Below are 13,602 nucleotides of genomic sequence, written 5' to 3' on the forward strand. Positions count from 1 at the left end.
TGATCCCCTCAGATGTTCAGTTCTTGCGGCTGCTGGGCGGCGTGCGGATGTTCGGCGCCGGCGTAGACCTTGAGTTTGGTGTACATGGCGCGACCCAACGGGCCCTTCGGCAGCATGCCCTTGACGGCAGACTCGATCACGCGCTCAGGAGCATGCGCAATCATCTTCTCGAAGTTCATGGAGCGAAGACCGCCCGGATAACCGGTATGACGGTAGTAGGTCTTGGCCTTGGCCTTGTTGCCAGTGACCTTCACCTTCTCGGCATTGACGACGACGATATAGTCGCCGGTATCGACGTGAGGGGTGAACTCAGGCTTGTGCTTGCCGCGCAGGCGGCGAGCAATTTCGGTTGCCAGACGGCCGAGCGTCTTGTCCGCCGCATCGACGACATACCAGTCGCGCTGCACGGACTGCGGCTTAGCAGTAAAGGTTTTCATGGAGAAATCACCACAAAATCAATCAAGTGTATTGGACCCTGCGCACGCGTAGCGCTGCCAGGATCATCCCTATTTTTCTTGGTTGCCACCTTCAACTGAAATGACAACGGTCGAGGAGCGCGTATTCTACATGAATCGCGCACTCGGATTAAAGCACTATCGATACTGCCGGCTCAGGGCTTGTGCGGCAGGCCGAGATACTCATGCGACTGCATCTCCTGCAGCCGCGACAGCGTGCGCTGAAACTCGAACTGTAGCCGACCGTCGGCATAGAGCGACTCGGCAGGCACCTCCGCGGACATCAACAGCTTGACGCCGCGATCGTAGAATTCATCCACCATGTTGATGAATCGCCGCGCCTGGTCGTCCGTCGCCGCCCCCATCCGGGTCACGTTGGATACCAGCACGGTATGGAATTCACGGGCCAGTTCGATGTAGTCGTTCTGACTCCGCGGCCCGTCACACAGCTCACGGAATTCGAACCACACCACGTCGTCATGCAGACGCCTTGCATGCAGCACGCGATGATTGATCTCGAGCGATACATCGGACTCGCCGGCATGGCCGGAAATTTCACGGAAGCTGCGCGCCAACTCCCGCTCGGCCGCATCGTCGAGCGGCGCATGAAAGATTTCGGCGCGTTGCAGGGCACGCAGGCGGTAGTCGACTCCCGAGTCCACGTTGACGACCTTACAGTGCCGCTTGATCAACTCGATGGCTGGCAGGAAACGAGCGCGCTGCAGGCCATCCTTGTAGAGCTCATCGGGGAGGATATTCGAGGTCGCGACCAGCACCACACCGCGTTCGAAGAGCGCTTCGAGCAGATTGGCCAGGATCATGGCATCGGTAATGTCCTTGACGAAGAACTCGTCGAAGCAGATCACTCTGGCTTCCGCTGCGAATTTGCCGGCGATCAGCGTCAGGGGGTTCTTCTCGCCCTTGTAGTGCTCCAGCTCATTGTGCACCCGCTGCATGAAGCGATGAAAATGGGTGCGCATCTTGTCGGGAAACGGCAGGGAGGCATGGAAGGTATCGACGAGATAGGTCTTGCCACGCCCCACCCCGCCCCAGAAATAGAGCCCCTGGATGGCCGGGACCGCCGGCTGGGCCGGCGCCTTGTCGCGCTTGCCGAACAGCCCGGCCACCTTGGACTTGAGCCCACGGCCGGTAGTCACCGACAGGGGTTCGGTTCTGGGCGAGGCCACAAGCTGATCGTAAAGCCGCTGAAGATGCCCTACGGCCTGTTCCTGAGCCGGGTCGTAGTGAAAGTCTTCGCGCTCGAGGTCGGCCCGATAACGTGCCAGCGGCGTGCTGGCTGCCGTCGATCGGGTTTCCTCTGAGGGCACGGTCGCACACATGGACGGGTTCCTTACTGGTCTTGGCACGTGTCGATTCAGGCACCGCATTATACGCCCCCCTGGCAGCGAGCGCAGAAAAATGCTCGCTTGCTGCCGCGGCGGAGACCGTTGACCCGCCAACTGCCAAGGCTTCTATAATGGGCCAGCCAGACAAGACTCGTGCGCCTTGGCGACGGCATGTACCAGCATCAGGAGAAATCTGTGGATTACGGCAATGTGAACTGGATTGTGGCTATCGTCAGCCTGCTGGCCGGCCTGGGTATCGGCGTCATTGGCTACCGCATGCTCGCCACGTCGTCGACCCAGCTGCATGATCTGCGTCGCCAGGTGGCCGAACGCGATCGCGAACTCGGTGTGCTACGGGAAGGCCTGGACGAGCACTTCACTCAGGTGGGCATGATGGTCAGCAACATTCAGCGCGAAATGCGCACTCTGGAGCACCGCCTGACCGAGGATGCCAGCACGCTGGAGAGCAAGCCCAACAACGCCCCGCCGCTGAAGGCGGCCGACCAGCCGGCCCTGACCGGCGAGGAGAGCGAGCAGATACCGGCGCCGCGAGACTACGCCGATGGTTCCGGCGGCACCCTGTCAGAGGATTTCGGCCTCAAGCCACGCGAGGAAAAGAGCGAGTTGCCGCAGCCACCTCGCTACTGATCGATCGCTAGCGAAAGGCCCTCAAGCCGGATTGTCGATGTCGACGAAGCGATGCTCCAGGTTGAACTCCCGCTCGAGCCAGCCACCCAGTGCCTGCACGCCATAGCGCTCGGTGGCATGGTGCCCTGCCGCCAGGTAGTGAATCCCGAGCTCACGCGCGAGATGCGTGGTGCGCTCGGATATTTCGCCGGAAATGAAGACATCGGCACCGGCTTCCCAGGCTTGGGTGATCATGTCCTGCGCGCCACCGGTGCACCATGCCACACGCTGGACACTGGGCTTGCCAGGCGCCTCGATCAGCAACGGGTCACGCCCGAGGCGCTCCCCGACCTGGCGCGCCAGCGCCGTGACCGTCGTCGCCTGAGGCACACTCCCGAGCCACACCAGCCCCTGTCCGAGCTCTCCGTCGGCACAGCCTTCGACGCGAAAGCCGAGCCGCCGACCAAGTTCGGCGTTGTTGCCCAGCTCCGCATGGGCATCGAGTGGCAGATGGTAGGCCAGCAGGTTGATATCGTTGAGCAGCAGAGTGCGAATGCGTTGGTGCTTGATGCCGGTGATCGGTATCGGTTCGTTCTTCCAGAAGTAGCCATGATGCACCAGCAGCAGATCCGCACCCCAAGCCACCGCCTCGTCGAGCAGCGCCTGGCAGGCGGTAACGCCGCTCATCACCCGCCGCACCTCGTCTCGTCCAGCCACCTGGAGCCCGTTGACGGTGTAATCCTTGAAAGCGGCGGAGTCGAGCAGAGTGTCGCAGGCCCGCACCAGATCGTTGCGCAAAATCATTGTGCCTCCCGGACAGCGCTTTGAAGTCGATGTTACAATCAGACCATTGTAACGACTGAGCGGGATACCATCGACTGCCCGCCGACCAGGAAACGCCGCATGCGACGTTCTCTCATTGCCTATGCCTTGCCCGTCGTCATCGGCGTGCTACTGGCTATCGTTCTTCTCAATACCTTTCCCCAACTGCTTCAGGGACCTACGGCGACCGAGCCCGCCCAGCAGGACCCGCCGGCCGTGGTGCAGACCGCCCCCCGCCCTGCCCCCGAGCTGCAACAGGCGACCCCCTTGTCACGTCAGCAAGGGCCGGTCAGCTATTCCGAGGCAGTCGAAAAGGCGGCACCGGCGGTGGTCAACATCTACTCTTCACGAGTTGTGCCTCGCGAAGAACATCCACTGATGTCGGACCCCTTCTTCCGCCAGTTCTTCGCCGATGACCTCCCCACTCAGCAGCGCCTGCTGTCGAGCCTGGGCTCAGGGGTCATCGTCAGTGAGGATGGCTACGTCCTGACCAATCATCACGTCATCGATGGCGCAGACGAGATTCAAGTGGCGCTGCGTGACGGCAGAGAGACGCTGGCGGAAGTGATCGGGACTGACCCCGAGAGCGATCTGGCGGTACTGCGCATCGACCTCGACAACCTTCCGGTCATAGAGGTTTCCGACACCGGCGACGTGGCTGTGGGCGACATCGCCATGGCCATCGGCAACCCGTTCGGCGTGGGCCAGACCGTCACCATGGGCATCATCAGCGCCACCGGTCGCAGTCATCTGGGGCTCAGCGCCTATGAGGACTTCATTCAGACCGATGCAGCGATCAATCCAGGCAATTCGGGTGGGGCACTGATCAATGCCGAAGGCGCGCTGGTGGGTATCAACACTGCCATCTTCTCTCGCTCGGGGGGCTCCCAAGGGGTTGGCTTCGCCATCCCGACGCGACTGGCGAGCACCATCCTCGAAGACCTGGTGACACAGGGGCGCGTCATTCGCGGCTGGCTCGGCATCGAGGCTCAAGAAATGACGCAGGACCTGGCCGCCTCCTTCGGCTTGAACGCTCCTCGAGGAGTGGTGATCTCCGGCGTCGTCCCAGAGGGCCCCGCGGCTCTGGCCGGCCTGCGCCCTGGCGACGTCCTGCTCGAAGTCGACGGACGCCCGATTCTCGATGCACGCGCCGCCATGAGCGACATTGCCGCCATCCAGCCAGGCGCAACGCTGCCGCTGACGGTAGTGCGCAGCGGCGAGACCTTCACCGTCGACCTGGACGTGGGCGAACGCCCGCTGCCGCCCAGCCGGCGGCCCGAGCGCTGAGGGGCAACGCTACTCCTTGATACGGTACTCGGCGGAACGGGCATGAGCGGTCAGCGACTCGCCCCGAGCCAGCACCGAGGCCACCCTGCCCAGCGTCGAGGCCCCCGCTTCCGAGCAGTGGATGATCGACGAACGCTTCTGAAAGTCGTAGACGCCCAGCGGCGAGGAGAAGCGTGCCGTTCCGGATGTCGGCAGCACGTGGTTGGGGCCGGCGCAGTAGTCACCCAGCGCCTCGGCCGTATAGCGGCCCATGAAAATGGCGCCTGCATGACGCACCTCAGGCAGCATCGCTTCGGGGTCGGACATGGAGAGTTCCAGGTGCTCCGGGGCGATTCGATTGATCAGCCGCACGGCTTCCTCGCGATCGCGACAATGAATCAGCGCCCCGCGACGCGCCAACGACGCACGCACGATGTCCGCGCGCTCCAGGGTCGGCAGCAGGCGTGCGATGGCAGCCGCGACCGCTTCGAGGTGATTCTCGTCCCAGCTGACCAACAGGCTCTGGGCATCCTCGTCGTGCTCGGCCTGGGAGAACAGGTCCATGGCCAGCCAGTCGGGATCGGTGCCGCCGTCGGAGACGACCAGAATCTCCGACGGGCCGGCGATCATGTCGATACCCACCTGACCGAACACGGCTCGCTTGGCGGTGGCGACGTAGATGTTGCCCGGACCGACGATCTTGTCGACCCGCGGTACGCTCTCGGTGCCGTAGGCAAGCGCTGCCACCGCCTGGGCACCGCCCAGGGTAAACACATGATCGACACCGGCCAGGTGTGCCGCCGCCAGCACCAGTTCATTGAGAACGCCATCGGGGGTGGGAACCACCATGACGATCTCACGCACCCCTGCCACGTGAGCCGGAATGGCGTTCATCAATACCGACGAGGGATAGGCTGCCTTGCCCCCAGGCACGTAGATACCGGCACGATCGAGTGGCGTCACCTGCTGGCCCAGCACGCTACCGTCGGCTTCGGTGTAAGACCAGGAGCTCGGTTTCTGACGCTCGTGATACACGCGAATGCGCTCGGCGGCCTGGGCCAAGGCGTCGCGCTGCGCATCCGGCAGTCCGCGATAGGCCTGTTCGAGCCTGTCGGCGCCCAGCGTAAGTTCGGCCATGGAGCCAACCGACAGGCGATCGAAGCGACGGGTGTAATCGATCAGCGCCGCATCCCCTCGCGCCTTGACGGCGGCGATGATCTCGGTCACGCGCTCCTGAACGCTGGCATCGGAAACACCTTCCCAGGCCAGCAACGCCTCGAGACGAGTCTCGAAATCGCCGTCACGAGTGGAAAGTCGAGCTATATCGACGGATTCAGCCAGGGTTCCGCTCATGTTCGCATTCGCCTCCAAGTAAAAGTGATCCTGCATGGCGCCGCTCAGGTCGCAGGGAGCTCCACTGCCGAACGGCGCTGCTCCACGGCTTGGGCGAGCCGAGCGATCAGCGGCTTGAGGCGCTCGTGCTTCATGGTCATCGCCGCCTTGTTGACCACCAGACGGGTACTGATCGAGGCGATGAGTTCACGCGGTGACATGCCGTTGGCACGCAGCGTATTGCCCGTGTCGACGATGTCGACGATTTCATCGGCCAGATTCATCAGCGGCGCCAGTTCCATCGCGCCGTAGAGCTTGATGACCTCGGCCTGGATGCCCTGCTCGGCGTAGTAGCGACGCGCCACGTTGACGAACTTGGTCGCCACCCGGCGCCGAGCCCGTGCCGCCACGGCGCCATCGAGGCCGGCAGTCATCAATTTGCACTTGGCGATCTCAAGGTCGAGCGGCTCGTAAAGCCCTTCGGCGCCATGCTCGAGCAGCACGTCCTTGCCCGCCACACCGAGATCGGCGGCCCCCATCTGCACGTAGGTGGGCACGTCGGTGGCGCGTATGATCACCAGCTTTACATCATCGAGGTTGGTATCGAACAGCAGCTTGCGGCTCTTGCCCAGATCCTCGACCGGCACGATACCGGCAGCCGCCAGCAGCGGCAGGGTCTCGTCGAGAATACGGCCCTTCGACAGGGCCAGAATCAGTTGCTTGCTCATGGTCTCGCCTATGGTCAAAGCCGGACGGTGCCTCGCTCCACTTCAGCCGGGAATGCGGCGGATCCGAGCGCCCAGCAGCTGCAGCTTCTCTTCGATGCACTCGTAGCCACGGTCGATATGGTAGATCCGGTCTACCAGGGTCTCCCCTTCCGCCATCATCGCCGCGATCACCAGAGACGCCGAGGCGCGCAGGTCGGTCGCCATCACCGGGGCCCCGGAAAGATGCTCGACGCCGGTAATGACCGCCGTATTGCCCTCGAGCGCGATCTTGGCTCCCATGCGGTTCAATTCCTGAACGTGCATGAAGCGGTTCTCGAAGATCGTTTCGACCACCCGAGAGGTACCGTCCGCGACGGCATTGAGCGCCACGAACTGGGCCTGCATATCGGTCGGAAAACCCGGGTAGGGTGCGGTGCGAATGTTGACCGGCCGCGGACGCCGGCCCTCCATGTCGAGCTCGATCCAGCCATCGCCGACGACGATCTTGGCGCCGACCTCTTCCAGCTTGGCCAGTACCGACTCGAGAATGTCGGCACGCGTGTTGCGCACCTTCACTCGCCCCCGGGAAAGCGCAGCGGCAACCAGGAAGGTACCGGTCTCGATGCGGTCGGGCATGACGTCATGGTAGGCCGCGTGAAGTCGTTCGACGCCTTCGATAATGATGTTGTTGCTGCCGTGACCGCGAATCTTGGCGCCCATCTTGATCAGACATTCGGCAAGATCGACCACCTCGGGCTCGCGCGCCGCATTCTCGAGGACCGTGGTACCTTCGGCCAGGGTGGCGGCCATCAGCAGATTCTCGGTGCCGGTCACGGTGACGGTATCGAAGAAGATGGTGGCTCCCTTGAGCCGCCCATCGACACGGGCACGAATATAGCCGCCCTCGACGCGGATCTCCGCCCCCATGGCTTCGAGGCCGCGAATGTGGAGATCCACCGGCCGGGAGCCGATGGCACAACCTCCGGGAAGCGAGACGTCGGCATGGCCAAAATGCGCCAGCAGCGGCCCCAGCACCAGGATCGAGGCGCGCATCTTCTTCACCAGCTCGTAGGGAGCATGGCAATCGCGCACCTGGGAGCCGTCGAGCTGGATGCTCATCTTCTCACCCATGACCGGCTCGACCCCCATGCGCCCTAACAGCTCGAGCGTGGTGGTGATGTCCTGAAGATGCGGTAGATTGCCGATTGTCACCGGCTCATCAGCCAGCAATGTGGCACACAGGATAGGCAGCGCCGCGTTCTTGGCACCGCTGGCCCAGACTTCGCCATCGACGGGCCCGTTACCGGTAATGATCAACTTGTCCATGAATTTCGACCGTCAGGCGCCGTGGCGTGGTGAAGACACATTCTCCGGCGCGCCGACCCACTGCGCTGGCGTGTAGGTCTTGATGCTCACGGCATGTACGGCGCCGCTGGCGATCTCATCGGTAAGTGCTCCGTAGATCAGCTGTTGACGCTTGACCGCAGAGAGACCCTCGAAGACCTCTCCCACGGCAATGACCTGAAAGTTGCAGCCTTCGCCCTGGATGTGGAACTCGCAATTCTCGAGGCGTGCCTCGAGCAGTGCCTTGACGTCACTGGGTTGCATGAAAAGGGGAACTCCTGTGGCACGAGTGGAGCGGCTCGCCTCTCGAGGCGCAGCCGGGAACAAGAATCCCTACATGGTAAAGAAAAGCATCGCGATTGGCGATGCCGGAGGGATGCGGCGACTCAGCCCAAGCCCTCGCCGACGAGCGGCAGGAGCGTATCGAGACCTGCAACCTGGGTCAGCCGGGCCAGCGGTGCGGAAAGCCTGACCTCGCCTATCTCGACGCCGGCCTTGCGCGCCTGACGCGTCCATTCGAGCATTATGCTCACCGCGGCACTGCTGACACGCTCAACGCCGCTCAGGTCGAGCATGATGCTACTATCGGCCGGCTGCTCGACGATCCACTTCGTACCCGCCTCGGCCAGCGGCGCTGCAATGTCGAAATCGACTGCACCCTTCACGACCAGCCCTGACGGGCCGGCCTCGAGTTCGATGCCGCCACGCTGGAGCAAGAGGGTCATGCATCTCCACCCTGCTCCAGCTCCTCGACGGCGATTTCCGGCGCCCAGCCGGCGATCACCGCATCGTAATCGCGACCGTGGTCACGCATGGCCTGGTCGAACTGGTTGCGGAAGGTCAGGCCCAGATTGATACCGTTGACGATCACATTGACCACCTTCCATTGATCGTCGCTCAGGCGCAGCGTGTAGCTCACCGGGTAGACGGTACCATCCATCGCCACCACTTCCATGGCCACTGCGGCCTGGTCCTCGTGGCGCGGCGGGCGCTGGGTGTCCAGGACTCTGAGCTCGCGATAGTCGAAGGTCACCAGCCCCTTGGTATAGGTATCGATCAACGTCTGACGAAAGACATTGGCAAAGCGCGAGCGCTGCTGAGGCGTGGCGTTCTGGAAGTAACGCCCCATCACGCTGGCGCCGATATAGCGAAAGTCGGCAATGTCGTCGAGGTTGGAATCCACCAGCGCCTTGAGCTCATCCGGGTTGTTGGCGTAGTAGTCCTTGCGACCCTCGATCTGCCCCATCAGCTCGTCGACGCTGTCGCGGATGACCTGCTCGGGACCGCGTTCCGGGGCAGCTGCCGCCGCCAGGCTGGCCAGCATCAGGCAAAGACCCAGAAAAGCACGACGAAACAGGGCGAGGGGAAGTGTCATCTGACTCATGGATCGACCTCGAATGAGAATGAAGGGTGGCTTGAGGGAATACTGCCGCTGAGCTTGGCTTTCCTCAATCGCTGACCATATTGGACACGAACTGCTGGATGAGTTCTTCCAGCACGAGTGCAGATTGAGTGTCACGAATAGTATCTCCATCGGCGAGCATGTCCGGATCGCCGCCGACGGTAAGTCCGATGTACTGCTCACCCAGCAACCCTGCCGTCAGAATGGCTGCGGTGGTATCGCGCGCCAGGCGACCCTCGAGCTCGGCATCGAGCTCGAGGATCACGCGAGCGTCGTACCACTCGGGGTCCAGCTCGATGGCGGTGACTCGCCCCACCGTCACACCGGACATGGTGACTCGAGCCCGCGGCTTGAGGCTGCCGATGTTGGCGAAATTGGCTTCGAGCCGAAAGGTATCGCCCGGCATGCTGAACGTCAGACCGCTGACCCGCAGCCCCAGAAACAGCATCCCCAGGACCCCGGCCAGCATGAACAGACCGACCCCCAGCTCCATTGTCTTGCTGCGCTTCATCCTGCTTCTCCATCGCGCGATAGACGCCGTTCAAACATCATGAAAACCCTCCGAACATGACCGCAGTGAGAACGAAATCGAGGCCCAGCACCGCCAGTGACGAGTAGACTACCGTACGCGTCGTGGCACGTGAGATACCCTCCGAGGTCGGTATCAGATCATAGCCCTGGAACACCGCGATCCATGTCACCACCAGGGCGAACACCATGCTCTTGATCATGCCGTTGCCCACATCGCCAATGAAAGCGACGCTGGACTGCATGTTGCCCCAGTACGAACCTTCGAACACCCCTAGCCACTCGACGCCCACCAGGTAACCGCCGTAGATTCCGACCACGCTGAAACCGATGGTCAACAGCGGTAGTGCCACGAAGCCGGCCCACAGCCTGGGCGCCACTATCCGACGCAGCGGGTCGACGCCGATCATCTCCATGCTGGTGAGCTGCTCGGTGGCCTTCATCAAGCCTATTTCGGCGGTCAGTGCCGAGCCGGCACGTCCGGCGAACAGCAGTGCCGCCACCACCGGCGACAGTTCTCGCAGCAGCGACAGCGCCACCATCTGGCCCAGCGCCTGCTCGGCGCCGAAATCGACCAGAATCGTATAGCCCTGAAGCGCCAGCACCATGCCGATGAACAGCCCCGATACCATGACGATGGCGAGCGACAGCACTCCGACGAAGTGCATTTGCCGCAGCCACAAATACCAACCCTCGCGAGAAGGCACGCCGAAGGCCGACTGCGCGAGGAACAGGGTCGAGCGACCCAGCGCCTCGAGCACGTCGCAGCCGCGGCGACCGAGACTCAGAACGCGCTGGATCACTGCAGACCCTCCTGATTGAGGATATCGTCGAAATACTCGGGCGCAGGGTAGTGAAAGGGGACGGGACCGTCAGGTTCACCGTGCACGAACTGACTTACGCGAGGATCGTCGTCGACATCGAGACCCTCCGGGGTGCCGTGCGCCATTACCTGGCCATCGGCGATGACATAGACATAGTCGGCAATGGAGAGCGTCTCCTGAATGTCATGGGAAACCACGATGGAGGTCAGCCCGAGCGCCTGATTGAGCTTCTTGATCAGCTGAACCAGCACCCCCTTGGAGATAGGATCCTGCCCCACGAACGGTTCGTCATACAGTACCAGATCAGGGTCCAGCGCAATGGCACGTGCCAGTGCCACGCGACGGGCCATACCGCCCGAGAGCTCTGCCGGCATCAGCTCACGCGCTCCGCGCAGGCCGACGGCCTGGAGCTTCATCAGTGTCAGGTCGCGAACCATCGCATCCGGCAGCTCGGTGTGAACCCGTAGCGGGAATGCCACGTTCTCGAACACGCTGAGATCGGAAAACAGTGCGCCACTCTGGAACAGCATGCCCATGCGGCGGCGAAGCGTGAACAGCGCCTTGCGCGACAGCGCGTGCACATCGTGGCCATCGATCAGCACCCGCCCGACGTCGGGCGTCAGCTGACCGCCGATCAGCTTCAGCAGCGTCGTCTTGCCGGTCCCGCTGGGCCCCATGATGGCGGTGATCTTGCCGCGAGGTATCTGCAGCTCTACGCCTGCGAATATGGACTTTTCACCGCGCGAAAAGTGCAGACCCTTCACCTCGACGAGGGGGGAATCGCTCATGCTGCAAGGTCCAAGAAAAAATTATCGAACATCGTATCCTAACCATGCCTCCCGGCGCCAGCCCGGGCCGCCCAGGCGCTTGCGCCCAGGCCACCGAAGACGTCTAATGTGCCACTTCATTTTCATGGCGAGACCCTTCACCATGCTGCTCCCTGTGATAGCGATCGCTCTGGGCCTTGCCGTGCTCGTGTGGAGCGCCGACCGCTTCGTCAATGCCGCTGCCGCCACGGCAAGCCGCACCGGAATGAGCGCCATGCTGGTGGGGATGACCGTGGTGGCGCTCGGCACCTCGGCACCCGAGATGGTGGTGGCCGTCTTTGCCGCGCTGGATGGCTTGCCCAACCTGGCCACGGGCAATGCACTGGGCTCCAATATTGCCAATATCGGCCTGGTACTTGGCCTGACGGCGCTGGTCAGGCCGATTCCGATCCGCTTCTCGCTGGTGCGCCGAGAACTACCGCTACTGCTTGGCGCCACGGGCCTGGCCGGCTACGCACTGGCAAACGGCATACTGGGCCGCTTCGACGCCCTGTTCCTGGCCCTGCTACTGGTTTTCAGTCTGTGGTGGCTACTGCGTGCCGACACACCCGACGCCCCTGCCGACGATGCCATTCCCGATATGACGCTGAAACGCGCCCTGGTGTGGCTGGCCTTCACCCTGGTGCTGCTCGCACTCAGCTCGCGCTCGCTGGTATGGGGTGCCAGCGAGCTGGCCCGCGGCCTGGGCATCAGCGAGCTGATCATCGGCCTCACCGTGGTTGCGATAGGCACCAGCCTGCCGGAACTCGCAGCCTGTATCGCCAGTGCCATCAAGCGGCATCACGACCTGGCCGTGGGTAACGTGATTGGCTCGAACCTGTTCAACCTGCTCGCCGTGCTGCCGATCCCCGGCTTGTTGGCACCGGGCCCGATCGACCCTGCCGCCGCCAGCCGCGACTTTCCCATCATGCTGCTGCTGACGCTGGGAATGGGCATGGTGTTGTTGTGGTTCCGGCACGGCCAACTCGGGCGACTACCCGGCGCACTCTTCCTGGGCGTCTACCTGGTCTACCTGACGTGGCTGGCCGCCGCTGCCAGCGGTGCCACTTGAGTGATTCCCCACAAAGGACAACAATCACCGACATGACCATCGATGCCACTACGCCACCTTCACCCGCCGCCCCGTCCGAAGGGGAGTCCAGCCTGCGTGCCAGCGCTCGGCGCACCCTGCTGATCGAGGAGCAGGCCGTCGCCAGCCTGGCCGGGCGCCTCGACAGCCACTTCGATCATGCCTGCGAGCTGATGCTCGCCTGCAAGGGGCGCGTGGTGGTGACCGGCATGGGCAAATCGGGCCATATCGCCGGCAAGATCGCCGCCACCCTGGCCAGCACCGGCACCCCGGCATTCTTCGTGCATCCCGGCGAAGCAAGTCACGGCGACCTGGGGATGATCACTCCGGGGGACGTGGTTCTGGCGCTGTCCAACTCCGGCGAAACGGCGGAGGTCACCGCCCTGCTGCCGCTGCTCAAGCGCATCGGCACACCGCTGATCAGCATGACCGGCCGCCCCGGCTCGACGCTGGCTCGCCACGCCGATGCCCATCTCGATGCCGGCGTCGAACGAGAAGCCTGCCCGCTGGACCTAGCACCCACCGCCTCGACCACGGCAGCCCTGGCGCTGGGCGATGCGCTGGCGGTGGCACTGCTCGAAGCGCGTGGTTTCACCGCCGAGGACTTCGCCTTGTCGCATCCGGGTGGCAGCCTCGGCAAACGACTGCTGCTACGTGTTTGCGACCTGATGCACCAGGGCGAGCGACTGCCCCGCGTGCCGCTCGGCAGCCCCCTGCGCGACGCTCTGCTCGAAATCACACGCCAGGGTCTCGGATTTACCTGCGTCGTCGACGAGCAAGACTGCCTGATCGGTGTCTATACCGATGGTGACCTGCGTCGCACTCTCGACCAGTATCAAGATTTGAGCCGATTGACGGTGGATGACGTCATGACCCGTCCCGGCAAGCGAATTGCGCCCGGGGTGCTGGCTGCCGAGGCGGTCCGCATGATGGAAGACAACCGAATCACGGCGCTCGCCGTGGTCGATGACGAAGGCCACCCGGTTGGCGCACTGCACATGCACGACCTGCTGCGAAGCGGCGTGATCTGACTTCACTCTGACAAGGAGAGCT

Annotated in this window: 16 protein-coding genes; 4 read left to right on the plus strand and 12 right to left on the minus strand. The window is 63.2% G+C overall.

Annotated features, from left to right (window positions below):
* Positions 1-8: 8 nt before the first annotated feature.
* Both rplM and zapE read right to left on the minus strand, forming a co-directional pair.
* Positions 9-437: a 50S ribosomal protein L13 gene (gene rplM / locus AC2VNO_RS05795; protein WP_103968167.1), complete on the minus strand. Its 429-nt coding sequence runs from the start codon at positions 435-437 to the stop codon at positions 9-11.
* A 173-nt stretch (positions 438-610) separates the two neighbouring features.
* A complete protein-coding gene (gene zapE, locus AC2VNO_RS05800) occupies positions 611-1,795 on the minus strand; it encodes a cell division protein ZapE (protein WP_486933246.1) in 1,185 nt (394 codons plus the stop codon).
* A gap of 201 nt (positions 1,796-1,996) precedes the next feature.
* On the opposite strand from zapE, the gene AC2VNO_RS05805 reads away from it, so the two are divergent.
* Complete coding sequence (locus AC2VNO_RS05805) at positions 1,997-2,449, plus strand: Z-ring associated ZapG family protein (RefSeq protein ID WP_486933247.1); 453 nt, start codon at positions 1,997-1,999, stop codon at positions 2,447-2,449.
* Positions 2,450-2,470: 21 nt separating this feature from the next.
* On the opposite strand, the gene AC2VNO_RS05810 is transcribed toward AC2VNO_RS05805, so the two are convergent.
* Positions 2,471-3,232, minus strand: coding sequence for a Nif3-like dinuclear metal center hexameric protein (locus AC2VNO_RS05810; RefSeq protein ID WP_486933248.1), 762 nt, complete (start codon positions 3,230-3,232; stop codon positions 2,471-2,473).
* A gap of 99 nt (positions 3,233-3,331) precedes the next feature.
* Between AC2VNO_RS05810 and AC2VNO_RS05815 the strand changes: the two genes are divergently transcribed.
* Positions 3,332-4,537 (plus strand): Do family serine endopeptidase, encoded by a 1,206-nt coding sequence (locus AC2VNO_RS05815; RefSeq protein ID WP_486933249.1) that lies wholly within the window; start codon positions 3,332-3,334, stop codon positions 4,535-4,537.
* Positions 4,538-4,546: 9 nt separating this feature from the next.
* Here the strand turns inward: AC2VNO_RS05815 and hisD are convergent, their stop codons facing one another.
* From hisD to AC2VNO_RS05860, 9 genes are all read right to left on the minus strand, one after another.
* Positions 4,547-5,869, minus strand: a complete 1,323-nt coding sequence (hisD, locus tag AC2VNO_RS05820; RefSeq protein WP_486933250.1) for a histidinol dehydrogenase — start codon at positions 5,867-5,869, stop codon at positions 4,547-4,549.
* A 44-nt stretch (positions 5,870-5,913) separates the two neighbouring features.
* Positions 5,914-6,576 carry an ATP phosphoribosyltransferase gene (gene hisG, locus AC2VNO_RS05825; protein ID WP_228578513.1) on the minus strand — a complete coding sequence of 221 codons (663 nt, stop codon included), beginning with the start codon at positions 6,574-6,576 and terminating at the stop codon, positions 5,914-5,916.
* 42 nt (positions 6,577-6,618) lie between these two features.
* Entirely contained in the window at positions 6,619-7,881 is a 1,263-nt protein-coding gene (gene murA, locus AC2VNO_RS05830; RefSeq protein ID WP_228578510.1) for a UDP-N-acetylglucosamine 1-carboxyvinyltransferase, read from the minus strand.
* A gap of 12 nt (positions 7,882-7,893) precedes the next feature.
* Entirely contained in the window at positions 7,894-8,163 is a 270-nt protein-coding gene (locus tag AC2VNO_RS05835; RefSeq protein WP_486933251.1) for a BolA family protein, read from the minus strand.
* A 122-nt stretch (positions 8,164-8,285) separates the two neighbouring features.
* A complete protein-coding gene (locus tag AC2VNO_RS05840) occupies positions 8,286-8,624 on the minus strand; it encodes an STAS domain-containing protein (protein WP_486933252.1) in 339 nt (112 codons plus the stop codon).
* Complete coding sequence (locus tag AC2VNO_RS05845; RefSeq protein WP_486933253.1) at positions 8,621-9,283, minus strand: MlaC/ttg2D family ABC transporter substrate-binding protein; 663 nt, start codon at positions 9,281-9,283, stop codon at positions 8,621-8,623. The genes AC2VNO_RS05840 and AC2VNO_RS05845 overlap by 4 nt, the downstream gene beginning before the upstream one ends.
* A 64-nt stretch (positions 9,284-9,347) precedes the next feature.
* Positions 9,348-9,812 (minus strand): outer membrane lipid asymmetry maintenance protein MlaD, encoded by a 465-nt coding sequence (mlaD, locus tag AC2VNO_RS05850; RefSeq protein ID WP_486933254.1) that lies wholly within the window; start codon positions 9,810-9,812, stop codon positions 9,348-9,350.
* 37 nt (positions 9,813-9,849) lie between these two features.
* Complete coding sequence (mlaE, locus tag AC2VNO_RS05855; RefSeq protein WP_228578497.1) at positions 9,850-10,632, minus strand: lipid asymmetry maintenance ABC transporter permease subunit MlaE; 783 nt, start codon at positions 10,630-10,632, stop codon at positions 9,850-9,852.
* Positions 10,629-11,441, minus strand: a complete 813-nt coding sequence (locus tag AC2VNO_RS05860; RefSeq protein WP_486933255.1) for an ATP-binding cassette domain-containing protein — start codon at positions 11,439-11,441, stop codon at positions 10,629-10,631. Before AC2VNO_RS05860 ends, mlaE begins: the two co-directional genes overlap by 4 nt.
* Before the next feature lie 106 nt (positions 11,442-11,547).
* On the opposite strand from AC2VNO_RS05860, the gene AC2VNO_RS05865 reads away from it, so the two are divergent.
* Together AC2VNO_RS05865 and AC2VNO_RS05870 are read left to right on the plus strand one after the other, a co-directional pair.
* Positions 11,548-12,531 carry a calcium/sodium antiporter gene (locus AC2VNO_RS05865; protein WP_486933256.1) on the plus strand — a complete coding sequence of 328 codons (984 nt, stop codon included), beginning with the start codon at positions 11,548-11,550 and terminating at the stop codon, positions 12,529-12,531.
* Positions 12,532-12,563: 32 nt separating this feature from the next.
* Positions 12,564-13,580, plus strand: coding sequence for a KpsF/GutQ family sugar-phosphate isomerase (locus AC2VNO_RS05870; protein ID WP_486933257.1), 1,017 nt, complete (start codon positions 12,564-12,566; stop codon positions 13,578-13,580).
* Positions 13,581-13,602 lie beyond the last annotated feature (22 nt).

The sequence above is a fragment of the Halomonas sp. TH-94 genome (assembly GCF_057473365.1).

Bases quoted from the DNA above. Each gene is read 5' to 3' on its own strand.
- rplM (WP_103968167.1), bottom strand. From the start codon at position 437: ATGAAAACCTTTACTGCTAAGCCGCAGTCCGTGCAGCGCGACTGGTAT.
- zapE (WP_486933246.1), bottom strand. From the start codon at position 1,795: ATGTGTGCGACCGTGCCCTCAGAGGAAACCCGATCGACGGCAGCCAGC.
- AC2VNO_RS05810 (WP_486933248.1), bottom strand. From the start codon at position 3,232: ATGATTTTGCGCAACGATCTGGTGCGGGCCTGCGACACTCTGCTCGAC.
- AC2VNO_RS05815 (WP_486933249.1), top strand. From the start codon at position 3,332: ATGCGACGTTCTCTCATTGCCTATGCCTTGCCCGTCGTCATCGGCGTG.
- hisD (WP_486933250.1), bottom strand. From the start codon at position 5,869: ATGAGCGGAACCCTGGCTGAATCCGTCGATATAGCTCGACTTTCCACT.
- hisG (WP_228578513.1), bottom strand. From the start codon at position 6,576: ATGAGCAAGCAACTGATTCTGGCCCTGTCGAAGGGCCGTATTCTCGAC.
- murA (WP_228578510.1), bottom strand. From the start codon at position 7,881: ATGGACAAGTTGATCATTACCGGTAACGGGCCCGTCGATGGCGAAGTC.
- AC2VNO_RS05835 (WP_486933251.1), bottom strand. From the start codon at position 8,163: ATGCAACCCAGTGACGTCAAGGCACTGCTCGAGGCACGCCTCGAGAAT.
- AC2VNO_RS05840 (WP_486933252.1), bottom strand. From the start codon at position 8,624: ATGACCCTCTTGCTCCAGCGTGGCGGCATCGAACTCGAGGCCGGCCCG.
- AC2VNO_RS05845 (WP_486933253.1), bottom strand. From the start codon at position 9,283: ATGAGTCAGATGACACTTCCCCTCGCCCTGTTTCGTCGTGCTTTTCTG.
- mlaD (WP_486933254.1), bottom strand. From the start codon at position 9,812: ATGAAGCGCAGCAAGACAATGGAGCTGGGGGTCGGTCTGTTCATGCTG.
- AC2VNO_RS05860 (WP_486933255.1), bottom strand. From the start codon at position 11,441: ATGAGCGATTCCCCCCTCGTCGAGGTGAAGGGTCTGCACTTTTCGCGC.
- AC2VNO_RS05865 (WP_486933256.1), top strand. From the start codon at position 11,548: ATGTGCCACTTCATTTTCATGGCGAGACCCTTCACCATGCTGCTCCCT.
- AC2VNO_RS05870 (WP_486933257.1), top strand. From the start codon at position 12,564: ATGACCATCGATGCCACTACGCCACCTTCACCCGCCGCCCCGTCCGAA.